Origin of the sequence: Pararhizobium sp. DWP1-1-3, from assembly GCF_049896125.1 — a bacterium.
In the GTDB taxonomy this organism is placed as follows: Bacteria; Pseudomonadota; Alphaproteobacteria; order Rhizobiales; family Rhizobiaceae; genus Pararhizobium.
Genome location: NZ_JAFCTR010000001.1, coordinates 381,532 through 406,349 on the forward strand (window position 1 = coordinate 381,532; position 24,818 = coordinate 406,349).

20 protein-coding genes are annotated in these 24,818 nt (G+C 60.7%); 14 read left to right on the forward strand and 6 right to left on the reverse strand.

Going from position 1 to position 24,818, the window contains the following annotated elements:
• The first annotated feature begins 75 nt into the window (after positions 1-75).
• The 7 genes from ftsZ to ACP7BS_RS01795 all read left to right on the forward strand — a co-directional run bounded on the left by ftsZ (position 76) and on the right by ACP7BS_RS01795 (position 10,096).
• Positions 76-1,854 (forward strand): cell division protein FtsZ, encoded by a 1,779-nt coding sequence (gene ftsZ, locus ACP7BS_RS01765; protein WP_426235624.1) that lies wholly within the window; start codon positions 76-78, stop codon positions 1,852-1,854.
• 334 nt (positions 1,855-2,188) lie between these two features.
• Positions 2,189-3,121 (forward strand): UDP-3-O-acyl-N-acetylglucosamine deacetylase, encoded by a 933-nt coding sequence (lpxC, locus tag ACP7BS_RS01770; protein WP_426236456.1) that lies wholly within the window; start codon positions 2,189-2,191, stop codon positions 3,119-3,121.
• A gap of 233 nt (positions 3,122-3,354) precedes the next feature.
• Entirely contained in the window at positions 3,355-4,188 is an 834-nt protein-coding gene (locus tag ACP7BS_RS01775) for an outer membrane protein assembly factor BamD (RefSeq protein WP_426227675.1), read from the forward strand.
• 135 nt (positions 4,189-4,323) lie between these two features.
• Positions 4,324-5,997, forward strand: a complete 1,674-nt coding sequence (recN, locus tag ACP7BS_RS01780; protein WP_426235626.1) for a DNA repair protein RecN — start codon at positions 4,324-4,326, stop codon at positions 5,995-5,997.
• A gap of 186 nt (positions 5,998-6,183) precedes the next feature.
• Positions 6,184-8,343, forward strand: a complete 2,160-nt coding sequence (ligA, locus tag ACP7BS_RS01785; RefSeq protein ID WP_426235628.1) for an NAD-dependent DNA ligase LigA — start codon at positions 6,184-6,186, stop codon at positions 8,341-8,343.
• A gap of 107 nt (positions 8,344-8,450) precedes the next feature.
• Positions 8,451-9,095 (forward strand): DUF47 family protein, encoded by a 645-nt coding sequence (locus tag ACP7BS_RS01790; RefSeq protein ID WP_426235630.1) that lies wholly within the window; start codon positions 8,451-8,453, stop codon positions 9,093-9,095.
• Positions 9,095-10,096, forward strand: coding sequence for an inorganic phosphate transporter (locus tag ACP7BS_RS01795; protein ID WP_113243312.1), 1,002 nt, complete (start codon positions 9,095-9,097; stop codon positions 10,094-10,096). Before ACP7BS_RS01790 ends, ACP7BS_RS01795 begins: the two co-directional genes overlap by 1 nt.
• A gap of 41 nt (positions 10,097-10,137) precedes the next feature.
• Here the strand turns inward: ACP7BS_RS01795 and ACP7BS_RS01800 are convergent, their stop codons facing one another.
• The gene (locus ACP7BS_RS01800; protein WP_426235632.1) at positions 10,138-12,336 is read right to left on the reverse strand and encodes a putative bifunctional diguanylate cyclase/phosphodiesterase; all 2,199 of its coding nucleotides are present in this window, start codon (positions 12,334-12,336) and stop codon (positions 10,138-10,140) included.
• Positions 12,337-12,730: 394 nt separating this feature from the next.
• Here ACP7BS_RS01800 and ACP7BS_RS01805 point away from each other — a divergent pair, with 394 nt between their 5' ends.
• From ACP7BS_RS01805 to ACP7BS_RS01825, 5 genes are all read left to right on the forward strand, one after another.
• The gene (locus tag ACP7BS_RS01805; RefSeq protein WP_426235634.1) at positions 12,731-13,477 is read left to right on the forward strand and encodes a fumarylacetoacetate hydrolase family protein; all 747 of its coding nucleotides are present in this window, start codon (positions 12,731-12,733) and stop codon (positions 13,475-13,477) included.
• Positions 13,478-13,671: 194 nt separating this feature from the next.
• A complete protein-coding gene (gene panC, locus ACP7BS_RS01810; RefSeq protein WP_426235636.1) occupies positions 13,672-14,547 on the forward strand; it encodes a pantoate--beta-alanine ligase in 876 nt (291 codons plus the stop codon).
• Between the two features lie 2 nt (positions 14,548-14,549).
• Positions 14,550-15,371 carry a 3-methyl-2-oxobutanoate hydroxymethyltransferase gene (gene panB, locus ACP7BS_RS01815; RefSeq protein ID WP_426227689.1) on the forward strand — a complete coding sequence of 274 codons (822 nt, stop codon included), beginning with the start codon at positions 14,550-14,552 and terminating at the stop codon, positions 15,369-15,371.
• Positions 15,372-15,549: 178 nt separating this feature from the next.
• Positions 15,550-16,266, forward strand: coding sequence for an AzlC family ABC transporter permease (locus ACP7BS_RS01820; RefSeq protein ID WP_426235638.1), 717 nt, complete (start codon positions 15,550-15,552; stop codon positions 16,264-16,266).
• A 2-nt stretch (positions 16,267-16,268) separates the two neighbouring features.
• Entirely contained in the window at positions 16,269-16,580 is a 312-nt protein-coding gene (locus ACP7BS_RS01825; protein WP_426235640.1) for an AzlD family protein, read from the forward strand.
• 36 nt (positions 16,581-16,616) lie between these two features.
• On the opposite strand, the gene ACP7BS_RS01830 is transcribed toward ACP7BS_RS01825, so the two are convergent.
• From ACP7BS_RS01830 to ACP7BS_RS01850, 5 genes are all read right to left on the reverse strand, one after another.
• Positions 16,617-18,452, reverse strand: coding sequence for an aminopeptidase P family protein (locus ACP7BS_RS01830; protein ID WP_426235642.1), 1,836 nt, complete (start codon positions 18,450-18,452; stop codon positions 16,617-16,619).
• 510 nt (positions 18,453-18,962) lie between these two features.
• Positions 18,963-19,841 (reverse strand): 50S ribosomal protein L11 methyltransferase, encoded by an 879-nt coding sequence (locus ACP7BS_RS01835; RefSeq protein WP_426235644.1) that lies wholly within the window; start codon positions 19,839-19,841, stop codon positions 18,963-18,965.
• 87 nt (positions 19,842-19,928) lie between these two features.
• Entirely contained in the window at positions 19,929-21,059 is a 1,131-nt protein-coding gene (locus ACP7BS_RS01840) for an FAD-dependent oxidoreductase (RefSeq protein ID WP_426235646.1), read from the reverse strand.
• A 20-nt stretch (positions 21,060-21,079) separates the two neighbouring features.
• On the reverse strand, positions 21,080-21,679 hold the full coding sequence (locus tag ACP7BS_RS01845) for an SCO family protein (RefSeq protein ID WP_426235648.1): 600 nt from the start codon (positions 21,677-21,679) through the stop codon (positions 21,080-21,082).
• Between the two features lie 106 nt (positions 21,680-21,785).
• Positions 21,786-21,944 carry a hypothetical protein gene (locus ACP7BS_RS01850; RefSeq protein WP_426227703.1) on the reverse strand — a complete coding sequence of 53 codons (159 nt, stop codon included), beginning with the start codon at positions 21,942-21,944 and terminating at the stop codon, positions 21,786-21,788.
• Between the two features lie 273 nt (positions 21,945-22,217).
• Between ACP7BS_RS01850 and ACP7BS_RS01855 the strand changes: the two genes are divergently transcribed.
• Together ACP7BS_RS01855 and ACP7BS_RS01860 are read left to right on the forward strand one after the other, a co-directional pair.
• A complete protein-coding gene (locus ACP7BS_RS01855; protein ID WP_426235651.1) occupies positions 22,218-24,194 on the forward strand; it encodes a methyl-accepting chemotaxis protein in 1,977 nt (658 codons plus the stop codon).
• Positions 24,195-24,196: 2 nt separating this feature from the next.
• A complete protein-coding gene (locus tag ACP7BS_RS01860) occupies positions 24,197-24,661 on the forward strand; it encodes a chemotaxis protein CheW (protein WP_037096270.1) in 465 nt (154 codons plus the stop codon).
• Positions 24,662-24,818 lie beyond the last annotated feature (157 nt).

Sequence of the window (24,818 nt, forward strand, 5' to 3'; positions counted from 1 at the left end):
GACGGGATGCAATACGGGATTTAGTGATTTGGCCGGCTCGGCAAGGCGGCCAGAAACCAGGAAGGAACGGGTACAATGACGATCAACTTGCAAAAGCCGGATATCACCGAGCTGAAGCCCCGCATCACCGTCTTCGGTGTCGGCGGCGGCGGCGGCAATGCTGTCAACAACATGATCACCGCAGGCCTTGAAGGCGTCGATTTCGTGGTCGCCAATACCGATGCCCAGGCGCTGACCATGACCAAGGCTTCGCGCATCATCCAGATGGGTGTTGCCGTAACCGAAGGTCTCGGCGCCGGATCGCAGCCGGAAGTCGGCCGTGCGGCGGCTGAAGAGTGCATCGATGAGATCATCGATCATCTGAATGGCACGCACATGTGCTTCGTCACTGCCGGCATGGGTGGTGGTACCGGTACCGGTGCTGCTCCGGTCGTTGCCCAGGCTGCCCGCAACAAGGGTATCCTGACGGTCGGCGTCGTCACCAAGCCGTTCCACTTCGAAGGCCAGCGCCGTATGCGTCTCGCCGACATGGGTATCCAGGAACTGCAGAAGTCCGTCGACACCCTGATCGTCATTCCGAACCAGAACCTGTTCCGGATCGCCAATGACCGCACCACGTTCGCCGATGCGTTCGCCATGGCCGACCAGGTTCTCTACTCCGGTGTTGCCTGCATCACCGACCTGATGGTCAAGGAAGGCCTGATCAACCTCGACTTCGCGGACGTTCGTTCCGTGATGCGCGAAATGGGCCGCGCCATGATGGGCACGGGCGAAGCATCCGGTGAAGGCCGCGCAATGGCTGCTGCCGAAGCTGCGATCGCCAATCCGCTGCTCGACGAAACCTCGATGAAGGGCGCTCAGGGCCTGCTGATCTCGATCACCGGCGGCCGTGACCTGACCCTGTTCGAAGTCGATGAAGCAGCCACCCGCATCCGCGAGGAAGTGGATCCGGACGCCAACATCATCCTCGGCGCCACATTCGACGAAGAACTCGAAGGCCTCATCCGCGTTTCGGTCGTGGCAACGGGTATCGATCGGACTGCCGCGGAGGTGGCTGGTCGTTCCGCTGACTTTCGTCCGGTAGCCGCCAAGCCGATCATTCGCCCGTCCATCGCCATCCCGGCAGCGCCGGTCCAGCAGACAGTTGCGGTTCAGCAGCAGCCGGCTCCGGTTGCCCAGCAGCCTGCCGTTCAGCAGCAGGCCGCCCAGCCGGTCCAGCAGACCAGCGATACGATCGCCGAAGCCATTCGTGCAGCCGAGCTCGAACGCGAACTGTTCCTGTCGATGCCGCGCGGTGGTGCAGCTGCACCGGTTCAGCAGGCCCAGGACGATTTCCGTCCGCAGAGCAAGCTTTTCGCAGGTGTCGCACCGGTCGAACAGCAGCCTGTCCTTCAGGCGGCTCCGGTCCAGCGGGCCATCGAGACGCCGGTCTACCAGCAGCCGGTTGCCCAGGCTCCGGTTCGCCAGGAGCCCGTCGCTCCAGCGATCCGCCAGCAGGCCGAACAGGTCCGCATGCCGCGCGTCGAAGACTTCCCGCCCATGGTGAAGGCTGAAGCCGAGCACCGTGCACAGCCGGTCCAGCATGAAGAGCGCGGCCCGATGGGCCTGCTCAAGCGAATCACCAATTCGCTCGCACGCCGCGAGGAAGAAACGCATGATGTCGCGGCGGACATGACGGCCGGTGCACCGGCAGCAGCCTCGCAGCAGCGCCGTCCGCTATCGCCCGAAGCCAGCGTTTATGCGCCGCGCCGGGCTGCTCCTCTCGATGACCGTGCCCGCGCTGCCTCGCAGCCGCGTGCACATGAAGACGATCAGCTCGAAATCCCGGCATTCTTGCGCCGCCAGTCGAACTGATTTTCTTGCCCACCTTCCTCCTTGCCGAAATGCCCGGGTTTGCGCCCGGGCATTTTTTATGAATTAGTGAATTCTTTCACTATCTAAGCGCCGCGTAACAAAGCGAAAGAAACAGTGATTTGGAATGACGGCCCAGTGCAATTATCTTCACGATCAGGACTGATGGGACAGCATTGCGATTCTAACCGCGAAAGCTTGCATATCGGACCGGATGGCGACGGCAACGGCTCGCTTTCCGAACGAGTGTCTTGCGGCTGTGGAAACGCCCGGCTCTGGTCTCATCGAAACATTCGGCGGCAACGCCACGCAGTATTTGAAGGCGATTAGCATGGGACTGGGAATTGGACTGCTTGGGTTTCAGACAACGATTGCACACTCTGTAACTCTGAGCGGCACGGGCGTACATTCTGGCGCCGAGGTAGCAATCACCTTTCATCCGGCGGAAGCAGACAGCGGCATCGTTTTCCAGCGTGTCGTCGGCGAACAGACGATCAGCGAATTCAAGGCGGTTTCCTCGCAGGTCGGCAATACTGATCTGTGCACCATCCTCGGTTTTTCGCCTGCCACCTCGATCGCCACGATCGAACATGTGATGGCGGCGATCTACGCGCTCGGCCTCGACAATCTTCTGATCGAAGTGCAGGGCGCTGAAATGCCGATCATGGATGGCAGCTCGGCTCCGTTCATCGAGGCTATCGAGCAGACCGGTATCAAGGCGCTTTCGGTCAAGCGCCGCTACATCCGCATCCTCAAGCCTGTCCGTATCGAATCAGGTGCTTCCTGGTCGGAATTCACGCCTTATGACGGCATGCGCTTCGAAGTGGAGATCGATTTCGATAGTCCGCTGATCGGCCGTCAGGCCTGGAAGGGTGACATCACGCCATCGGTGTTCAAGACGGAATTGTCGCGGGCCCGCACCTTCGGTTTCATGCGCGATGTCGAGCGCATGTGGGCTGCCGGCCGCGGTCTTGGTTCGTCGCTGGAAAATTCGGTCGTCATTGCCGATGACAACACGGTCATCAATATGGAAGGCCTACGCTACAAGGACGAGTTCGTTCGCCACAAGACGCTGGACGCCGTGGGCGACCTGGCTTTGGCCGGTGCACCCTTCATCGGCTGCTACCGTTCCTATCGCGGTGGCCACAAGATGAATGCCAATGCGCTGAAGGCGCTGATGAGCGATCCGACGGCCTACGAAATCGTCGAGAATGCCCCGCAACGTCAGCGCCAGGCGCCACGTGAAGCCGTTGCGGTCAACGCGCCGTAATGCGCAGCCATTTGTTCCTGAAAGGGAAATCTGGTCCGATGTTTGATAAGAGCCGGTCTTTTGACCGGCTTTTTCATGATAAGACTGCCACAAAATTGCGTTAATCAATCATCATGACATTGCGGTCTTGTTGCATCTTGATCTAAAACGCGGTTCATAGGCGGCGGTATTCTTACCGGCGCGGGAGTTGGGATTTACGAATGGTAATTGCAGGCCAGTTTGAATTGAAAAAGATGGCACGTGTTGTTGTCATCGCGCTTGCGGCTTCCGCGACCAGCGTGTTGATCACCGCCTGCCAGAACGATCCCGACATCGACATCACCAAGCTGACCGCAGAGACGGATCCGCCGGAAGTGCTCTACAATCAGGGTCTTGCCAACCTGAATGCGGGCAAGACCACCGAAGCGGCGCGCAAGTTCGATGCGATCGACCAGCAGCATCCCTTCTCCGAATATGCGCGCAAGGCGCTGGTCATGCGTTCCTTCGTCAATTACCGCAACGGCCAGTATCAGGACGCCATCAATGGGGCGAGCCGCTACCTGAACCTCTATCCTGAATCCGAAGACGCAGCCTATGCGCAGTATATCGTCGGCCTTGCCTATTCCAAGCAGATCCCGGCGGTGACGCAGGACCAGAAGCCGGCCTTCAAGACCATCGAGGCGATGCAGGCGGTCATTACCAAATATCCTGATTCCGAATATGTCGAAGACGCGCAAGCCAAGCTGCGCTATGCCAAAGACCAGCTGGCCGGCAAGGAAATGCAGATCGGCCGCTACTATCTCGAGCGCAAGGAATATCTGGCAGCGATCACGCGCTTCCGATCGGTGGTCGAATCCTATCCGAATACCAATCAGGTCGAGGAAGCGCTGGCGCGCCTGGTGGAAACCTATTTCGCCATGGGCATCACCGCCGAGGCGCAGACCGCAGCGGCTGTTCTGGGACGCAACTATCCTGACAGCCAGTGGTATGCCGACAGCTACAAGCTGCTGCAGAGCGGTGGCCTTGAGCCGCGTGAAAACGGCAATTCGTGGATTTCGCGCGCAGGCAAGAAGCTTTTGGGCGCCTAGCGCATGTCGCGGAAAAGCGCGCAGCGGTTTTACGGTAACGATATGCGCAGTCAAAGACCTAAAGCGCAGGGAGCGAATCTGAGGAATCGCGCTGCGCTTTAGATCAGGACCCAAGACGAAGAGATTTGAACCGGGATGCTCTCACAGATTTCGATCCGCGATATCGTCCTGATCGAACGGCTTGATCTGTCCTTCGATGCCGGACTGTCCGTACTTACAGGCGAAACCGGGGCAGGGAAATCCATTCTTCTCGATAGCCTGTCGCTGGCGCTTGGCGGCCGGGGCGACGGTTCGCTGGTTCGTCATGGCGGCGACAAGGGGCAGGTGACGGCGGTCTTCGACGTCGGCATGAGCCATCCGGCCCGGCTTCTCATCCGCGAAAACGGCATCGACGATGATGGCGAGCTGATCTTCCGCCGGGTGCAATCGGCCGATGGCCGCACCAAAGCCTATGTCAACGACCAGCCGGTTTCCGTGCAGCTGATGCGCCAGGCAGGCCAGCTGCTGGTCGAGATTCACGGCCAGCACGACGACCGCGCCCTTGTCGATACCCACGCCCATCGCACCCTTCTCGATGCCTTCGGCGGCCTTGCCGAAGAGGCGCAGACAGTGGCCGGTCTATACCGCATCTGGAAGGATGCCGAGCGGACGCTGAAGAAGCACCGTGACAAGGTCGAGGCCGCTGCCCGCGAGGCCGATTACCTGCGTTCATCGGTCGAGGAACTGGAAGCTCTGTCGCCGCAGGATGGCGAGGAGGACGATCTGGCCGAGCGCCGCTCGCGGATGATGAAGGCGGAACGCATCGCCGTCGATATCAACGAAGCAAGCGAATTCCTCAACGGCAATGGCTCGCCTGTGCCTCTGATCGCCTCGATGGTGCGCAGGTTGGAGCGCAAGAGCCACGAAGCGCCGGGGCTTCTCGAAGAGACCGTCGAACTGCTGGATGCTGCACTCAACCAGCTTTCCGACGCCCAGATGGCTGTCGAGGCGGCGCTGCGGAAAACCGAATATGATCCGAAGGAACTTGAGCGGGTCGAGGAGCGGCTGTTTGCGCTGCGCGCCGCCGCCCGCAAATATTCCGTACCGGTGACGACGCTGCCAGCGCTTGCCGTCCGGATGATCTCCGATCTCGCCGATCTCGATGCGGGCGAAGAAAAGCTGAAACAGCTGCAAACCCAACTCGGCCTGACCAAGGGCGCTTTTGACGCTGCGGCGGCGGCACTTTCCGCCAAGCGCCACAATACGGCAACGGCACTGTCTGACGCTGTCATGGCAGAGCTTCCGGCGTTGAAGCTCGAACGCGCCCGTTTCATGGTGGAAGTCACCACCGATCAGGATGCGGCTGCGGCCGAAGGCATCGATGTGATCGAATTCCATGTCCAGACCAATCCGGGTACCCGGCCTGGGCCGATCATGAAGGTGGCGTCCGGCGGCGAGCTGTCGCGCTTTCTGCTGGCGCTGAAGGTGGCGCTCGCCGATCGCGGTTCGGCCCCGACGCTAGTTTTCGACGAAATCGACACCGGTGTCGGCGGCGCGGTCGCCGATGCCATCGGCCAGCGGCTGAAGCGGCTGTCGAAAACCGTGCAGGTTCTGTCCGTTACCCACGCGCCGCAGGTGGCAGCGCGTGCCGCAACGCATCTTTTGATTTCCAAGGGACCTTCGGCGGAAAAGGCCGAAACGATCTCCACCCGCGTCGCCCGCATGGACGACAAGGCCCGCACCGAAGAGATTGCCCGCATGCTGGCCGGTGCCTCGGTGACCGACGAGGCGAGGGCCGCCGCAGCGCGGCTGTTGGCGGGGAACGTGTAGTTTTTACCCTCCCCTTGAGGGGGAGGGTCGGCACGCAGTGCCGGGATGGGGTGAACCTTTGTGCTCACCTAACGATCACCCCACCCGCGCGTTCCGCGCGACCTCCCCCTCAAGGGGAGGTGGTTTTCACCATCTTCCCATTCTGCGAAAATTCTCTAAAACGACTCCCAAATCAGGAGTTTCAGCATGTCGACCTTATCCATTGCCGTTGAAGATTTGACGCTTGAAGATGCGGTTATAGAACTGGAACGGCTGGCCGGCGAACTGGCCCGCCACGACGCGCTCTATCACGGCAAGGATGCGCCGGAGGTTTCGGACGCGGATTACGATGCGCTGAAGCGGCGAAACGAGGAGATCGAGGCGCGGTTTCCAGAGTTGGTCCGTTCCGATAGCCCGTCGCGCAAGGTCGGTGCAGCGCCGTCCGGCATTTTCCAGCAGATCACCCATGCCCGGCCGATGCTCTCCCTCGACAACGTGTTTTCCGACGAGGACGTGCGGGCCTTTATCGGTAGCGTCTACCGGTTTCTCGGCCTGCTGCCGGACAATTCGATTGCCTTTACTGCCGAGCCGAAGATCGACGGCCTGTCGATGTCGCTACGCTATGAGAACGGCAGGCTGGTCAGCGCCGCAACGCGCGGCGACGGCACGACCGGCGAAAACGTCACGGCCAATATCCGCACTATCAAGGAGATCCCACAGACCCTGCCAGCCGATGCGCCCGATATCGTCGAGGTTCGTGGCGAGGTCTACATGGGCAAGAGCGACTTTTTGGCGCTGAACGAACAGATGGTGGCCGAGGGCAGGCAGACTTATGTCAACCCGCGCAATACGGCGGCCGGATCGCTGCGCCAGCTTGATCCAACGATTACCGCCAGCCGCAAGCTGAAATTCTTTGCCTATGCCTGGGGTGAGATTTCCGAGATGCCGGCCGATACCCAGTCGGGAATGGTTGCGGTGTTCAAGCGCTGGGGTTTTCCTGTCAATCCGCTGACGCAGCGTCTGTCTTCCATCGAGGCTATTCTCGAACACTATAATGACATTGGGCTTAAACGCCCCGATCTCGACTACGATATTGACGGTGTCGTCTACAAGGTTGACCGGCTCGACCTGCAGCAGCGGCTGGGCTTTCGTTCCCGCTCGCCGCGCTGGGCAACAGCCCACAAGTTTCCGGCCGAGCAGGCGTTCACCACGGTCGAGAGTATCGACATTCAGGTGGGCCGCACCGGTGCCCTGACACCGGTGGCGCGGCTGACGCCGGTGACGGTCGGCGGTGTGGTCGTGACCAATGCGACGCTACACAATGCCGATTACATCGAAGGCATCGGCAATGGCGGCGAGCGCATCCGCGAGGAGGATCACGATATCCGTATCGGCGATACCGTCATCGTCCAGCGGGCAGGGGATGTTATCCCGCAGGTGCTGGATGTGGTGATGGAGAAGCGCTCGGCGACGGCTGAGCGCTATCAGTTTCCGAAGATGTGTCCGGTTTGCGGCAGCCATGCCGTGCGCGAGCGAAACGAAAAGACCGGCAAGCTCGATTCCGTCACCCGCTGCACCGGCGGTTTTGTCTGCCGTGCACAGGCGGTCGAGCATCTGAAGCACTTCGTTTCGCGCAATGCTTTCGACATCGAGGGACTGGGCTCGAAGCAGATCGATTTCTTCTTCGAGGCCGACGATCCGGCACTGTCGATCAAGACCGCGCCCGACATCTTCACGCTGGAAAAGCGGCAGAACGCCTCGGCGCTGACCAAGCTCGAAAATATCGACGGGTTCGGCAGGGTCAGTGTCCGCAAGCTTTATGACGCGATCAATGACCGGCGCCAGGTGGCATTGCACCGGCTGATCTATGCGCTTGGCATCCGCCATGTCGGCGAAACCACGGCAAAGCTTTTGGCGCGCTCCTATGGCAGCTATGCGGCGTTTGCGGATGCGATGAAGGTCGCCAGTGATATCGCCTCGGAAGCTCGGAGCGACCTGAATACGATCGACGGTATCGGCGATGTCGTTGCCCGGGCGATCGTCGAGTTCTTCAAGGAACCGCGCAACATGGATGTGGTGTCGCGCCTCTTGGAGGAGGTGACGCCGCAGGATGCGGAAGCGCCGGTTGCAAGCTCGAGCCCGGTCGCCGGCAAGACCGTCGTTTTCACCGGATCGCTGGAAAAGATGACGCGCGACGAAGCCAAGGCGATGGCCGAACGGCTGGGCGCCAAGGTCGCAGGCTCCGTGTCGAAAAAGACCGATCTTTTGGTCGCAGGCCCCGGTGCCGGCTCGAAACTTGAAAAGGCCCGCGAACTCGGCATCGAAACCACCGATGAGGACGGCTGGTTTGTCCTAATCGGTGGGTAATACCCATTCCTTTGCCTTAAGAGCTTTCCCCGTTCCCCTGTCTTCTCTATGACGGCTGCCAGATTTGTGACAGTTTCGTGACAACGCGAAGATAGGTGGGATGAACAATGCTGGGTTGGTTTCGCAAGCTCTTGCCGCGCGAAGACAAGTTCTTCGAGCTTTTCGAAGCGCACTCGCGCACCGTCGTCAGCGCGGCCGATGCTTTGAAAGCATTGCTGGCCGGCGAGGGTGACCTTGATGCCCATTGCGACAGGATCGTGGCCCTTGAAGATCAGGCGGACGCAATCACCCGCGATGTCATGCTTGCGGTCCGCCTCAGCTTCATCACGCCGTTCGATCGCGGTGACATCAAGGACCTGATCCAATCGATGGATGATGCCATCGACATGATGCACAAGACGGTCAAGACCATCCGCCTGTTCGAGCAGACGAGCTTTGACCCGGGCATGCGCGAAATGGGCGTTCTGATCGCCGATTCCGCCAAGCTGGTCGCGGAAGCGATCCCGCTGCTTGATCGGATCGGCGCCAACGTGCCGCGCCTGACCGCCATTGCCGAAGAGGTCAACCGGCTCGAGGAACGTTCCGACCAGCTGCACGACGAAGGTCTCAAGGACCTGTTCCGCCGTCACGGCGCCTCCAATTCGATGGCTTACATCATCGGCAGCGAGATCTACGGCGAACTCGAAAAGGTCGTCGACCGCTTCGAGGACGTCGTCAATGAAATCAGCGGCATCCTGATCGAGAACGTCTGATGGACGCGACACTCGCTTTGCCGCTGCTCATCGCCCTGATCGGCGTCGCGCTGTTCTTCGATTTTCTCAACGGCCTGCACGACGCCGCCAATTCGATCGCCACGATCGTCTCGACGCGGGTTCTGCGGCCGCAATATGCCGTCATGTGGGCGGCATTCTTCAATTTCATCGCTTTCCTGTTCTTCGGCCTGCACGTCGCCGAGACGCTGGGAACCGGCATCATCGACCCGTCCATCGTTACGCCGCAGGTGATCTTCGCCGCCCTGATGGGGGCGATCATCTGGAACATCGTCACCTGGATTTTCGGCATTCCATCTAGCTCGTCGCACGCGCTGGTCGGCGGATTGGTTGGTGCTGGCCTTGCCAAAACCGGCGGCGATGCAATCGTTCTCTCCGGCCTTCTGAAAACCGTGGCTGCCATCTTCATGTCGCCGATGATCGGTTTCATGCTGGCGCTGCTGCTTGTTCTCATCGTGTCCTGGGTCTGCCTGCGCCGGACGCCGTTTGCCGTCGATCGCAGCTTTCGCGGCCTGCAGTTCATTTCGGCCTCGCTCTACTCGCTTGGTCATGGCGGCAACGACGCGCAGAAGACCATGGGCATTATCGCCGTGCTCTTGTTCAGCCAGGGCTATCTCGGCGACACGTTCTACGTGCCGTTCTGGGTGGTCATCACCTGCCAGTCGGCCATGGCGCTCGGCACCTTGTTCGGCGGCTGGCGTATTGTCCACACGATGGGCTCGAAGATCACCAAGCTCAATCCGATGCAGGGTTTTTGTGCGGAAACCGGCGGCGCCATCACGCTGTTTGCCGCGACATGGCTGGGCATTCCCGTCTCGACCACGCATACCATTACCGGCGCCATTATCGGCGTTGGCGCGGCCCGGCGTGTCTCGGCGGTGCGCTGGGGGCTGGCGGGCAATATCCTGATTGCCTGGGTAGTCACACTGCCGGCGGCTGCGCTGATCTCCGCGCTGTTCTATTTTGCTGCAGGACTGCTTTAACATCTGAAGCGCGGCTAGAATCCAGAAGATCGCGCCGCGCTTCAGTGCATCCTGCCGGTGATTTGACCGGCGAAGCCTTGAGCAAGGAGCATGGCGGTCTGATCCGGTGGAAGCGCCTTGCCGTAGCGATAACCTTGACCGGCCTTGCACCCAAGCAGCCGCAAGCTGATCTCCTGTTCCTCGGTCTCGATGCCTTCGGCGATCGTTTCCAGCCCGAGTTCGTTGCTCATCATCAACATCGCCCTGGTGATGGCCGCATCATGCGGGTTTTCCGTCATCTCGCTGATGAATGACCGGTCGATCTTCAGTGTCGTCAGCGGAAACCGTTGCAGCGAACTCAGGGACGCAAAGCCGGTACCAAAATCGTCGAACGCGATGCCCACGCCGAGATCGCGCAGGTGGTGCACGGCTGCAAGAGCGTTGTCGTCGTTGAGGAGTGCGATCGTTTCCGTGACCTCCAGGCCAAGGGCGCACGGGGGGAGATTGTGCTCGGCGAGCGCGTTTGTGACATGCTGGACGAGGGTGGCGGCGCGATACTGGGCTGCGAAGAGATTGACGCTGACCTTGATCGGCGGCAAGCCGCTTGCCCGCCATGCCGCCGCCTGGCGGCAGGCTTCGCGCAGAACCCACCAGCCGACCGGCAAGGCAAGCGAGCTTGATTCCACCGCCGGCAGGAAGCAGGCGGGGTAGAGCAGGCCATGCCGGGGATGCTGCCAGCGGATCAGCGCTTCTACACCCAGGATATGCCCGTCTTCCAGGCAGACCTGCGGCTGATAGTACAAGACTAGTTCGCTGTTCTTCAGCGCGCGCAGGAGCTCGTCCTGTGTAGCCCTGCGGGCAAGCGAATCGCTGCGCATCTCGGGCTCAAACATCAACATGGTGCCGCCACCGGCCTGCTTTGCCCGGTAAAGCGCGAAATCGGCGCTGGCCAGCAGCTCTTCGGCATCGGTGCCATGGTGTGGCGCGAGCGCGATGCCAATGGTGGCCGCGAGCTGGAAAACGTTGCCGCCAACATCGAACGGTGCTTCGAAGGCCGTCAGAACCGCATCGATCGTGACCATCGCTTCATCGGCGGGCCTGTCACCGGGCAACAGGATCGCGAATTCGTCACCGCCGAAGCGCGCCACGGTGACATCGGCCGCAAGAACCGATGGCAGCCGGACGGCGACAGCCTGCAGTAGTGCGTCCCCGACGGCATGGCCGAGGCTGTCGTTGACATCCTTGAAGCCGTCGAGATCGAGCAGGGCAACGGTCGCGGCCCGGTTTTCAGACAGCACCTCCTGCAGCAGGTTTTCAAAGCTGTGCCGGTTGCTGAGGCCCGTCAGCGTATCCTGATTGGCCATTCTGAGCAGCCTGGCGTCTCGCTCGCGCCGGTCGGTGATGTCGCGGATGACCGCCCCCATGCCCACGCCGCGCTCGTCGTTCCACAGCGACAGCGAAATTTCGATCGGCACCTCGGTCTGGTCGCGTTTGCGGGCGACCACTTCGACCGTCTTGCCGATCAGTTTTGTCGTGCCCCCGGCCAGGACCCGCGCCAGGCCGGCATGATGCGCACCGCGAAACCGGTCGGGAATGATGATGTCGATTAGCTGGCCGACCATCTCGTCCTGACGATAGCCGAAGAGGTTCAGCGCCGCACGATTGACGAACTCTATCCGCCCGGCCGTATCGATCGCGAAGAAGGCCAGTTCCGTCGCGGCGGAAAAATTCATCACCGTCGAGCGGATGATCTCCGTCCGGCGCAACCGTATCTGTTCCATGACCAGCGTGCCGAGAAGGTCGAGCGTCGTCCGTTGCCGTTCCCCGAAATCGCGGCGCGGCACGGTATCTGCAATGCACAATGCACCGAGGCGGAAGCCCTTATCGGTTGTCAGAGGGGTACCCGCATAGAAACGAAGGAAGGGCGCTCCCGTAACCATGGGATTATTGGCAAAGCGGGGATCTTCCAGCATATCATCGATAACGAGGACCTGGCCGCTCTCGATCGTATGGGTACAGACGGATATGCAACGGGCAATGTCGGGGACATTGATCCCATGCATCGCCTTGAAACGCTGCATATCTTTTTCAACCAGCGTGATGAAGGCCATCGGCGCATCGAAAAGCTGGGCCGCGAGGTTTGCGATCGTGTCGAACCGCGGTTCGGGTGCCGTTCCGGCGATCCACAAGTTCGACAGAGCCTCCAGCCGGTCGCGCTCCAGCGTGCCGTCCGTGTCCTCGTCAGCCGTTTCAGTGCCCATTCGAAATCCCGATTTGGCTCAGTGGCAGTGGCATTATCCCCGCCGGCTATCGACGATTGCGGGGCGGTACTGTCTCAAACTAGTCAGAACCCGTTATCAACCACTGAAGAAATAGTGTGCCTTTTATCAAATATCACTTTTGCGTGTATTATGATATGATTATGGTGCCGTGCTTTCGAAAAACGCCGTCTGACGGATATTCCCGCATGCGGTCACGTGGCAAGTATTCAGTCTGCTGCCGGCATGGTGGACGGCAATTGACCCGTTTTGGCGCATCCAAACTGACGAGGTTCCTCTACAAATTCGGCGCGACACCTGCCGTCAAATAGTGTCCTATGGGGCAGGCGGTCAAAGAACTGCCGGTGTCAACCAGAACCCGAGGAACACGCAAGCGATGAAACTGGCCACTTTGAAAGACAGTACCCGCGACGGCAAACTCGTCGTCGTCTCCAAGGATCTGACCCGCTGCTCGGAAGTCGGCCATATTGCCCGCACCCTTCAGGCCGCACTCGACGACTGGGCCCATGCCGGTCCCCGGCTGGCACGCGTTGCCATCGGCCTTGAGACCGGTGCGCAGCCGACCATGCGGTTTCACGAGCATGATGCCGCTTCGCCGTTACCGCGCGCATTTTTCTGGGCCGGCGGCTCCGGCGGTTTTACCGGTCCGCGCGATCCGATCTCGGTAAAGGAGGGGGCTGCAAACATCTCAGCGACAGCTCAGCTCGCCGTCATCGTCGATGACGTGGACGTGCAGGCGGGCGCTGATGAGGCCAAGCAGGCCATCCTCCTCGTTCTGCTGGCCAATGATGTTTCAGCCGATGGTGCCGGCGCCGCCTCGTCGTTTTCGCCGGTCGCGGTCACGCCGGACGAATTGGACGGTGGGGTGGATCTTTCCCTGCTCGTTCGCCGCAACGGCGCGCCGGCCGATGGCGGCAAGGGCAGCGCGAAGGGCAATGCCGCCGCCGTGGCTGCTGCGGCCGCAAAGCGTTCTCTGACCGCAGGCAGCATTGTCGCAACCGGTTCATGCTTCGTCACCTCCGCTCTGACCGCCGGCGACGTGGTTCGTATCGAGATGAACGACCGTACGGGCCATTCCATCTTCGGTGCCATCGAACAGACGGTCGAAACGCGCAGCAAATAACGGGATCGGGTTCCGGGGTATCCCGGAGCCTGCTTCCCAAGGTGACGATTCTTGCCTTCAATTCTTGAATTGTCTTTTTGCACTGCACACGTTAGGAAAACCGCGCCGGGTTTCGTGCGGATGCTCGCAGCGAAAACTGGCAAGGCCAGCCGCCGTGAATAAGGCGGCATGCTTGCGGATTGGAGGGTCCCGAGATGGAAACAATCACCACCATAACCGATTTGCGCGCGCGCCTGAGCGGCCATCGCCGCGCCGGAAAAACCATCGGTCTCGTTCCGACCATGGGCTATCTGCACGTCGGCCACATGGAACTGGTCGCCCGCGCACGAGCCGCAAACGATATCGTCGTCGTCAGCCTGTTCGTCAATCCACTACAATTCGGTGCCAACGAGGACCTGACCAAATATCCGCGCGATCTTGCCCGCGATCAGGCGATGCTGGTCGAAGCAGATGCCGATTTCCTGTTTGCACCCGGCGTTTCAGATATGTATCCGCGACCGATGGAAACCGTGGTCGATGTGCCGACGCTGGGCAGCGAGCTGGAAGGTTCGGTGCGTCCCGGTCATTTTGCCGGTGTCGCCACCGTCGTCACCAAGCTGTTCAACATCGTCCAGCCGGACCGCGCCTATTTCGGCGAAAAGGATTTCCAGCAGCTGCAGATCATCCGCCGCATGGTCGAAGATATGGCGCAACCGGTCGACGTGGTCGGTGTGGCAACGGTGCGCGAAGCCGATGGTCTCGCCTGTTCGTCGCGCAACGTCTACCTGACCCCCGAGCAGCGCGCGGCTGCGGCAATTGTGCCGAAAGCGCTGGATGAAGCCGAACGGCTGATCGCTGGTGGTGTGGTCGATGTAGCCGTTCTCGAAAAAGCGGTAACGGATTTCATTGCATCCGAGCCCTTGGCAAGTCCGGAAGTGGTCGCGTTGCGCGATCCGGAAACTTTGCAAGAATTGACGGAAATCGGCGAAAAACCGGTTCTTCTGTTGCTTTTTATCCGCTTCGGGAGCACGAAGCTGCTCGATAACCGGGTTTTCAGCCCAAAAACCGCAAAATTTGCAAAGGTGGCATGAGCATGAGTGTACAGGCAGTAAAGCGGCGCCTGAGCCCCGGCAGCATCGAGGCATTGAAGGGCGAACGGCCGATCGTCAGCCTGACGGCCTATACGACGCCGATCGCCCGCCTGCTCGATCCGCATGTGGATTTCATGCTGGTTGGCGATTCTCTCGGCATGGTGCTCTACGGTCTTGATTCGACCGTCGGCGTGACGCTCGACATGATGATCGCCCACGGCCAGGCCGTCATGCGCGGTTCTGAAAAGGCCTGCGTCGTCGTCGATCTGCCGTTCGGTTCCTATCAGGAATCGAAGGAACAGGCTTTCAACAGTGCTGCCCGCATCCTCAAGGAAACCGGCTGCAGCGCCGTCAAGCTCGAAGGCGGCGCGGAAATGGCGGAAACCGTCGATTTCCTCACCCAGCGCGGCATTCCGGTACTCGGCCATGTCGGGCTGATGCCACAACTGGTCAATACGATGGGTGGTTACCGCTCGCTTGGCCGCAACGACAAGGAAGCTGCCAAGATCCGGCGCGACGCCAAGGCCATCGACGATGCCGGGGCGTTTGCCATCGTCGTTGAAGGCACGATCGAGCCTTTGGCACGCGAGATCACCGAAACGTTGCGGGCTCCGACCATCGGCATCGGCGCATCGCCGGCCTGCGATGGCCAGATCCTCGTCACCGACGACATGCTCGGCATTTTCAGCGATTTCAAGCCGCGTTTCGTCAAGCATTTCGTCGAGCTCGCACCGCAGATGTCGGCGGCGTTCGAAGCCTATGCCAGCGAAGTCAAGGCTCGGACGTTTCCGGGTATCGAGCACACATTTCAGGTCAAGCGCTGATCCCGCTGGATCGGCCGGACGTTGTCCGCTTCCTTCTGATCATAATTTTGGATCACTGCATCAATCTTATTGAATTGTTCGATAGGCCCGCCGGGCCTATCTGTGCGTTTCATCACGAACGCATCTCGGCACGTGTGACCTTGCCTATGGCCGCCGTCGCTCCGGAAAGTTTCCTTCAATGACAAAAGACGATTTCTGGCAGGGCGTGCGTGGCGGTTTTCCCGTCATGGTGTCCGCCGCGCCCTTCGGAGCGCTGTTCGGTGCGCTCGCGGTCGATAACGGGTTTTCCGTTTTCGACGCGGTGTTCATGAGTGCCACGGTCTATGCCGGTGCCAGCCAGATGGTTGGTCTTGAGCTCTTTGGGCACAACGTCCAGCCCTGGCTGATCATCCTGTCGATTTTCGCCGTCAATTTCCGTCATATTCTGTATTCGGCGTCGATTGCCCGGCATATCCGCCATTTCTCCGGCCTGCAAAAATTCTTTGCCTTCTTCCTGTTGGTCGATCCGCAATATGCCGAGACCGAAAAGCGGGCAGAGCGCGGCGAGCCGGTGACGTTTGCGTGGTATCTCGGCTTCGGACTGGTCATCTATCTGCCATGGCAGCTGATGACGCTGCTTGGAGCGATTTTCGGGCAGATGATCGGCGACCCGAAGGCCATCGGTCTCGATGTCCTCCTGCCGATCTATTTCATGGGGCTGGTTCTCGGCTTCCGCAAGCGCGACAACTGGCTGCCGGTTGTGGCGGTCAGTTCGGTGGCCTCGATTGCGGCGATCCATTTCGTCGGCTCGCCCTGGCATGTCAGCATCGGCGCCATCGCCGGCATCCTGCTTGCCGGCTGCATGCCACTGTCGAAACGGCATGAAGAACCGGTGACGCTGGAGCATGAGGTCTGATCATGAATAACGCAGAACACATGCAACTGATCTATGTGATCCTTGCCGCCGCCGTTGCGACATTCCTCACCCGCATCGGCGGCTATGTGATGATCACGCAGATGAAACGCATCCCGCCGCGCATGGAGGCGGCGTTGAATGCCGTGCCTGCAGCCGTGCTGTCGACGCTGGTTGCGCCGGCTTTCCTTTCCGGTGGCTGGGACGTGGCCGTGGCCATGCTTGTTGCCCTGGTTGTCGGCCTGCGCTTTTCGTCGCTCTGGATGCTGCTGGCCGGCTGGCTCGTCGTGATGGCGATCCGGCATCTGCTCGTCTAAGAAAAAGCCCGCTCCTTGCAAAGCGGGCCTGATGTTTTAGCGGCTCAGCGGCGCTGTCGCTGCCTTCAGCCAGTTTTGCACCGCCTCATCCGAGATCAGCGGCAAAAGCTTTTCCTGCGTGTCCTGATGGTAAGCGTTCAGCCAGGACAGTTCTTCGTCCGTCAGAAGGGCTGTGACCACCAGGCGGCGGTCGATCGGGCAAAAGGTCAGCGTCTCGAAGCCCAGCATCGGCAAGTCGCCGCCATCGATTTCACTGGCCGCGAACACATGCACGAGATTCTCAATGCGGATGCCGAATGCGCCGGGGCGGTAGTAGCCGGGCTCATTGGAGAGAATCATGCCGGGCAGCAGTTCCTGCATCGAGGCGCGGGAAATGCGCTGCGGGCCTTCGTGCACCGATAGATAGGAGCCGACGCCATGCCCGGTGCCATGGGCGAAATCAGCACCGGCTTTCCACAGCGCAATGCGCGCCAGCGGATCGAGATCGATGCCGCGCGAGCCTTTCGGGAAGCGGGCAACGCTGATGGCGATCATGCCCTTCAGCACCAGCGTGAAGAAGCGGCGCTGTTCTTCCGGCACGGTGCCGATCGCAACCGTGCGGGTAATGTCGGTGGTGCCATTGATGTACTGGCCGCCGGAATCGATCAGGAACATGGTGCCATCGGCGATGGTCAGGTCGCTTTCGGTGGTGACCCGGTAGTGCATGATCGCGGCATGTTCGCCCGCACCGGAGATGGTGTCGAAGGAAATGTCCTTCAGCGGGTTCTGCATCCGCTGGCCAACAGCGGTACGGCAGGCCTCCAGCTTTTCGACGGCGGCAATCTCGGAGATCGTGCCTGGCTGTGTCTGGTCGAGCCAGGCGAGGAATTCGACCATGGCGGCGCCATCCTGCAGATGGGCGCGGGCGGAGCCTTCAAGTTCGGCGGCATTCTTGCAGGCGCGTGGCAGGCGGGCGGGATCGATCGCCTCGATGATCGTGCCGCCGCTGACGCGGATGCGTTCGGCCAGCGCAAAAGGTGCGTGGTCGGGATCGATCATGATCTTTTTGCCCGTCGCGGCCAAGGCTGCGATCTTGTCGTCGAAGGCGGACGGTGCCTCGAGGTTGGAGAGCTGAGTGAGGTAGGCTTCCTCCTCGATCCCGGCCTTGCGCTTGTCGAGGAACAGTTCGGCTGTGCCGTCGGCATGGACAATGGCGCGGGCGAGGGGGTGGGGCGTGTGCGGCACGTCGCTGCCGCGGATGTTGAAAGTCCAGGCGATCGACGACGGGTCGGTCAGAACGACGGCGTCGGCACCGGCCTTGCCGATCTCTGCCGCCATCGTCGCGAGTTTATCCTTGGCAAGAATGCCGGAATGATCCAGCGGCTGGATCTTGACGCGGCCGAGCGGTGCCGCCGGCCGGTCCTTCCATTGGCGGTCGAGCGGATTGTGGTCGAGGAAGACCAGCGCGCCGCCAAGCCCTTCCAGCGCCTTTTCCAGCTTGCGGACCTCGGCGCCCGTGTGCAGCCAAGGATCGATGCCGAGGCGGAAGCCTTTTTTACCATAGTGCTCCAGCCACAGATGCGGCGGCTCGCCGACGAGATCGCCGCCGGTGAAAACCGTGCCATCGACCTGTTCCTTGAGCTGGGTGACGTAGCGTCCATCGACAAAGACAACCGCTTGACTCTGCGTGACGAGAACAACGCCGGCGGAGCCGGTAAAGCCAGTGAGCCAGGACATGCGCTCGGCAGATGCCGGCACATACTCGCCCTGGAACTCGTCGGCGCGCGGAACGAGGAAACCGTCGACGTTCAGGGCGGCGAGTGCGACACGCAGCGCATTGACGCGCTCCTTGCCGAATTGCGGAGTGGAGGTGACTGCAAAAGACTGGAACATGGGTTTTTCCTGCGATGGGAAGAACCGGACTGGGATCGCGCGGTGCGAGGCAGATCGATTCCTCAAAGGGTGCGGGCAGTCTAGCGGAAACAACCGGCGCTGCGAAAGCCCGTCTTTATGGCCTACGGTTTGTTGAACGATCTTTTCGGGTTGTCGAACGTATGCATCATGCGCATGGCACCCATGCTGCAATGCATCTGGACCGGTTTTCAGAATAGTCTATAAACCCGGTCAACGAACACGGACGCAAATCTGTTGTTTACGCGAATGCCGGAAGGCAAGAGCTGCACGGTCTGAACATGGTTGGTCATCCTTCTCCTCCTCCCTCCCGGGTGGCCGATTTCAGACTGTGAAGAGTCCGCTTGAGCGCTCCTCCTCCTCAAGCTCGCGGACATGACCGGCTTGCCGGTCAGCGGGCGATGCTTCGGCATCGCCTTTGTATTGAAAAACCCGCTTGTCCATAACGGACAGGCGGGTTTTCCTTTTCCAGTCTTTGCAATTGCCGCCGGCCTATGGCCGGTCGAGATGGATCGTCACCCAGCCGTTGCGCCAGATGGTACGGACATGGCGCAGGTGCTGGCCATTATAGGCCGAGAGCACCTTCCAGCGCTGTGACGCAAGAATGCCCGACAGAATGACCGAACCGCCTGGGGCCAGATGGCTGGCGAGCTGCGGTGCCATCTTGATCAGCGGACGCGCCAGGATATTGGCGATGATCAGGTCGAACGGGCCATGCGCGGCAAAAGCCGGGGAGTGAAAGCCGGGCGCGGTCACCGTGGTGATGCCGGTGGCGATGCCGTTGCGTTTGACATTCTCGGCGGCAACGCGCGTGGCGATCGGGTCGATATCGGTTGCCAGAACCGGAACCGGCTTGATCTTGCGCGCCGCAATAGCCAGCACGCCGCTGCCGGTGCCGAGATCGAGCGCATTGCGAACCTTGCGGGCGCGCATGACGGTTTCGATGACTTCGAGGCAGCCCGCCGTCGTGCCGTGATGACCGGTGCCGAATGCCTGGCCGGCGTCGATTTCGATGGCGATATCGTTCAGCTTGACCTTGTCGCGGTCATGCGAGCCGTGCACCAGGAAACGGCCGGCGCGCACCGGCGACAGGCCCTCCAGCGATTTGGCAATCCAGTCGACATCCGGAATGACTTCCCGCTCGATCGTCGCATCCGGAAACCGGGCGGCGACAACCTTCGCGAACCGCACCCGCATCTCTTCTTCTTCGTCGAAGTCGAGATAGAGCGACGCTTCCCAGATGTCCTTCTTCTCGTCCATTTCCATCGTGGCGATGGCATAGCCTTCGTCCTCGAAAGCATCGGTCATCAGGTCCAGAAGGACTTCGGAGAGCTTTTCGGTCGTGGTGATGAACAGGCGCAGGTCGCTCAATGTCTTTGTCCTTGTCGGCAAGTGCTTGCCGTCGGGACGGCATGCGGCGCTCTAGCATGCCGGGAGATGCGAGGTAAAGCGCAGTGCCTATTGCGCGCCGGGAATCCAGCGCGGCGGTAGGGTGTCCTGACCTGCAGCATTGCGCAGAAAGGCCGTCGAGACGCTCGGGATATGATTGACCAGTGGCAGTAGAAGCGACCGGAGATTTGTCAGCACCGGATTTTTCAGAGTGATGAAAGCCGTGTTTCGCCGGGTATCCCTGAGCACGGTTGTGACCGCCGGCATCCTGAGGTCCGAATAGTCCTGCTCGCGGCCTTCCGATATCAGAAAGGCCAGCCAGCAGGCATCCTCGATACCGAGATTCATGCCGCGTGCGCCTGCCGGTGAATGCACATGGGCGGCGTCGCCGGCCAGAAACACATTGCCGCGGCTCATGGTCTCGACATGGCGGAAGCTGATCTGGAATTCCGAGCTCCACGTCCGCTCAAGCACCATGGCCGGATGATCGATGCGGGTTTCGAAATCTTCCGTGGTCGACAGAAAACGCAGTGTATCCTCGTTCACCGGAAGCCGGCCCAGGACGCCGGGATTGAGGAAATTCATCTCGATGAAACCGGTATCAACCGGCTGTGCGTAGCGGTAGTCGGCGAGGAAAAAACGGCTCTCGATGGCATTTCCCGGAAAGGCAAACCCAAAGGCCTTGCGCACGGCGGAATGGGCTCCGTCGGCGCCGACCAGCATGTCCGGCTCCACTGTTTCAGTGCGGCCATCGTTGTGTTGGAGGGTGACCAGCGGCTTTTTGACATCGCCGGATAATGCGGTGAGTTCGGTGGACCATTCCGGAATGATGCCGAACGCCGACAGTCTTTGCAGCAGCAACCGTTCCGTTTCGCCCTGTGCCAGGATCTGGATCGGGCAATAGTGGCTGCGGAAAGTCTCGGTCTCGATCGCGAGCAACGGTTTTCCGGCGGCCGATATCTTGAACTTTGTCAGGCGCCTGGCTTTGGCGAGGATCAGAGCGCTGACGCCGGAGGCTTCCAGCAGCGTCAGGGTTCTGGCGTTGACGCCGAGTGCGCGGCTTTCGTGGATGGGTGTCGGTCCGGCTGCCTTTGCCACGAGGCGGGATTTAAAACCCCGCCGTGCCAGTTCAAGCGCGAGAGCCAGTCCGGTTGGCCCGGCTCCGGCGATCAGAATGGACTTTCCGCTGCCTTCACCCATCAGTCCCTCGCGATGATCGTTTATTTCCTGGTCAGGTTTTCCAGTTTCTTGACGGCCGTCTCCGGATTTTCCTCGTAAGCGATCGTGCCGGTGAACTTGCCCTTGGAGTCGAGAAGGAACACCGATGCAGTATGATCCATCGTGTAGTCGCCGCCAGGATTCTTTTCGTCCAGCGGCACTTTCTTGGCATAGACCCTAAAGCCCTTGACCATTTCCATGACCTTGTCCGGCGGGCCGGAAATGCCGGTAATGCGCTTGGAGACGTTGGAGACGTATTGCCCGAGAACTTCCGGCGTGTCGCGCTCGGGATCGACGCTGATGAAATAGGCCTGCAGCTTGGTGCCGTCGGGATCAACCTTTTCCAGCCAGCCGTTCAGTTCGAACAGGGTGGTCGGGCAGACTTCCGGGCAATGGGTGAAGCCGAAGAACAAGGCCGATGGTTTGCCGATGAAAGCCGCCTGCGTGATAGGCTGGCCGGTCTGCGAAACCAGTTCGAAGGGGACGCCGAACGGACCGGCGGCGATCTCTTCCTTGCCCGTGGTCATCTGGTAGCTGATACAGCCGAGTGTGGCCGCGACGACGGCAACGGCCGCCCAAAGAACGATGCGAAGTGTTTTCATGCTGATGTCCGCTCAAAACCTGCCAAATATTTGCTGCTGAGATAGCGGTTTGGCCCGGACGTTGCAAAACATTCACGCAGCCAGCGTCAAAATGCGGCAGGTGCCGTCAGAAGCACCAGGACATGCCGTTTTCAGCCATCGTCAGCAGCATTTCCGGACCCTGGACGATCCATCCGAGGAAGGCGGCAAGACACAGGAGCAAGAGCACACCGCCAATGGCGGTTATGATCAAGCTCTGAGGCTGTTTTTCAGCTTCGTCGTTCATGACGCAATGATATCCTGCGGGCTTCGACATTGAAAGCCGTTTCGCACCGGCTGTGGTGCGGCGGAAGGCCTCTGGGGGATGTCCGTACAAGAATTCGGTAATCATTTTAGCAAAAGTTTAATTTGTATTTGCCATGTTTCAAGCGCGTGAAGGGGTGCCTACCCCTTGCTGACATGACGTCGCCGGTTTTCATCCAGTCCGGTCTTCCGCATCATCGCTTCCTTCCCCATGCGTGCACATCTTTGCCGCATTTAAGAACTGGATACATGCTGCATGACGTCGCCTGAAAAGCTTGATCGCAAACTCTCCGTTAATCAGCGTCTGGGAACACTCGGCCTCGCGGCCTTTGCCGGATTCGGCGCGATGCTTGCGGTCGGCTGGTACGAGAATTCGGAAGTGCGTGAGGCGCTCGACAAAGCTGCCATCGCGCAGAGCGCTATCAAAAATGCCAGCGCCATGCGGTTGACCGGCATCGAGATCGTCCTGGCCGCCATGGACACCATTGTCGACCGTGATGACCGCAAGGTTTCGCCGGAACGGTTGAAGATCATCGCCGAATCGATTGCTGCCCTGCAGGCCAGCAAGGCAGACGCCGTTGCCTTGGCCGCCTCGGTCGGCAAGCCGGAGATCATGGCGACGTTCGATGCCGACCTTGCCGAACTGACGCAGGCCGTCCAGGTTGATCTGAAGCGGATGGTGGAAGAGGGCGCTGCGCCCGAGGCATTCGATGCCATCGACGATGCGATCGACGGTGCCGGCGAACGGATGACGCTCTCCCTGAGCAAACTCTCCGAGGAAGCCGGTGAATTGCTGGTGTCGCGCCTCACAGAAGCGACCGCCGTTTCAGCCGAATCGATCCTGCTGCAACTGGCGCTTGGCCTGGCTGCGATGGCCTCGCTGCTGAGCCTGCTGTATTTTCATGGCAACGTTTTACGGCGCGGCATCTTTTCGGTGCGCGACAGCATGCAGCGCATTCTCAAGGGGGACGATCAGGCATCCGTTGATGGCGTCGCCCGAGGCGACGAACTCGGCGAGATGGCCCGCGCGGTCGAAATGTTCCGGATGGCTGCGATTGAAAAGCAGGGCCTTGAACTGTCGGCCGCTGCCAGCCGCAACGAGCATGAGGTCGAGCGTGGCGCGCGCGATGCGGCGAGCGCCGAGGAGGCGCACCAGGTTCAGCGCGCGGTCACTGCGCTGGGGCAGGGGCTTAATCGCCTGTCCGACGGCAACCTGACGGCGACGATCGACCAGCCGTTCCGGCATGATCTGGAATCGCTGCGTCAGGACTTCAACCACACCGTCGAAAAGCTTCAGGGCGTCCTGTCCAACGTCCATGAAAACAGCAGTTCTATCCAGTCGAACAGCCGCCAGATGCGGGGTGCCGCCGACGATCTTGCCAAGCGGACCGAACAGCAGGCGGCCTCGCTTGAGGAAACTTCGGCCGCCCTCGATCAGATCACCGTCACTGTCCGCAGTGCGACACAGCGCGCCGAAGAAGCCAGCCGGATGGTCGGTGAAACCCGCAACAATGCCGAGGAATCCGGCCGTATCGTCCGCGAGGCCGTCGAAGCCATGGCCCGGATCGAGAACGCGTCGTCCGAAATCGGCAAGATCATCAATGTGATCGATGAGATCGCCTTCCAGACCAATCTCTTGGCGCTGAACGCCGGCGTCGAGGCTGCCCGCGCCGGTGAGGCAGGCAAGGGATTTGCCGTCGTCGCCCAGGAAGTGCGCGAGCTTGCCCAGCGGGCCGCCGGTGCGGCCAAGGACATCAAGGTGCTTGTCGGCCGTTCCAGCAGCGAAGTCGGCACCGGCGTCAAGCTGGTGCAGGCAACCGGCGAGGCACTCGGCCGGATCGGCACGGACGTGGCGCGGATCAACGAGCACATGACCTCGATCGTCAATGCAGCCCGCGAACAGTCGGTCGGCCTGCAGGAAATCAATACGGCGATCGGGCAATTGGACCAGATGACCCAGCAGAACGCCGCCATGGTCGAACAGACCAATGCCGCCAGCCACACCTTGGCGCAGGACGCCGACGGGCTGACCGCACTGATCGGCCAGTTCCAACTCAGCGGCGCGTCCGCCCGCCCAATACACCAGCCTGTTCGCGTCGCAACGCCAGCGACCACGCGCCCCGCACCATCCCCCGCCAAAGCCCTGATGGGCAAGCTGGCGGGCGCCTTCAACAGCCCCGCGTCATCCGTGCCGAAGGCATCGGGTTCCGCCGAAAATTGGGAAGAGTTCTGATCATGTCAAACGCAATCAAGCAGTCCGGTGCCTATCTGGAAATCGTGTCGTTCCATCTGGGCGATCAGGAATTCTGCATCGACATCATGGCGATCCGCGAAATCCGCGGCTGGGCGCCGGTGACGCCGATGCCGCATACGCCGCCTTATGTTCTTGGTCTCATCAATCTGCGTGGCGCGGTGATCCCGGTCATCGACATGGCCTGCCGCCTCGGCATGAAAATGACCGAGCCGTCGGAGCGTTCTGCCATCATCGTTACCGACATCGCCGGCAAGCTGGTCGGCCTGCTGGTCGAGCAGGTGTCCGATATGATGACGATCAAGAGCGAGGCTTTGCAGCCGGCGCCGGAAATCATTCCGGAAGCGCAGCGCGCCTTCTGCCGCGGCATTGTTGCCCTGGAAAAGACCATGGTCTGCTTCCTCAATCTCGACACGGTGATCGCCGACGAGTTGGCGCAAGCCGCTTAAGCCAGTCGCGCTGAACAGAAGAAGACGCCATCGGTGAACCGGTCGGCGTCTTTTGACGTTTGGCGGAGCTGGAAGCTTGACAAACGGGTCACCTGCATTGTGCGCTGCAGCAGTTGCGAATAGCATTCCAGCGCGAAGCTTAACCTAGGAGATTGCC

Bases quoted from the DNA above. Each gene is read 5' to 3' on its own strand.
- ACP7BS_RS01775 (WP_426227675.1), top strand. From the start codon at position 3,355: ATGGCACGTGTTGTTGTCATCGCGCTTGCGGCTTCCGCGACCAGCGTG.
- ACP7BS_RS01855 (WP_426235651.1), top strand. From the start codon at position 22,218: ATGACGTCGCCTGAAAAGCTTGATCGCAAACTCTCCGTTAATCAGCGT.
- ACP7BS_RS01820 (WP_426235638.1), top strand. From the start codon at position 15,550: ATGACAAAAGACGATTTCTGGCAGGGCGTGCGTGGCGGTTTTCCCGTC.
- ACP7BS_RS01850 (WP_426227703.1), bottom strand. From the start codon at position 21,944: ATGAACGACGAAGCTGAAAAACAGCCTCAGAGCTTGATCATAACCGCC.
- ACP7BS_RS01825 (WP_426235640.1), top strand. From the start codon at position 16,269: ATGAATAACGCAGAACACATGCAACTGATCTATGTGATCCTTGCCGCC.
- ACP7BS_RS01800 (WP_426235632.1), bottom strand. From the start codon at position 12,336: ATGGGCACTGAAACGGCTGACGAGGACACGGACGGCACGCTGGAGCGC.
- ACP7BS_RS01830 (WP_426235642.1), bottom strand. From the start codon at position 18,452: ATGTTCCAGTCTTTTGCAGTCACCTCCACTCCGCAATTCGGCAAGGAG.
- ACP7BS_RS01805 (WP_426235634.1), top strand. From the start codon at position 12,731: ATGAAACTGGCCACTTTGAAAGACAGTACCCGCGACGGCAAACTCGTC.
- recN (WP_426235626.1), top strand. From the start codon at position 4,324: ATGCTCTCACAGATTTCGATCCGCGATATCGTCCTGATCGAACGGCTT.
- ftsZ (WP_426235624.1), top strand. From the start codon at position 76: ATGACGATCAACTTGCAAAAGCCGGATATCACCGAGCTGAAGCCCCGC.
- ACP7BS_RS01790 (WP_426235630.1), top strand. From the start codon at position 8,451: ATGCTGGGTTGGTTTCGCAAGCTCTTGCCGCGCGAAGACAAGTTCTTC.
- ACP7BS_RS01845 (WP_426235648.1), bottom strand. From the start codon at position 21,679: ATGAAAACACTTCGCATCGTTCTTTGGGCGGCCGTTGCCGTCGTCGCG.
- ACP7BS_RS01795 (WP_113243312.1), top strand. From the start codon at position 9,095: ATGGACGCGACACTCGCTTTGCCGCTGCTCATCGCCCTGATCGGCGTC.
- panC (WP_426235636.1), top strand. From the start codon at position 13,672: ATGGAAACAATCACCACCATAACCGATTTGCGCGCGCGCCTGAGCGGC.
- ACP7BS_RS01860 (WP_037096270.1), top strand. From the start codon at position 24,197: ATGTCAAACGCAATCAAGCAGTCCGGTGCCTATCTGGAAATCGTGTCG.
- ACP7BS_RS01840 (WP_426235646.1), bottom strand. From the start codon at position 21,059: ATGGGTGAAGGCAGCGGAAAGTCCATTCTGATCGCCGGAGCCGGGCCA.
- ligA (WP_426235628.1), top strand. From the start codon at position 6,184: ATGTCGACCTTATCCATTGCCGTTGAAGATTTGACGCTTGAAGATGCG.
- panB (WP_426227689.1), top strand. From the start codon at position 14,550: ATGAGTGTACAGGCAGTAAAGCGGCGCCTGAGCCCCGGCAGCATCGAG.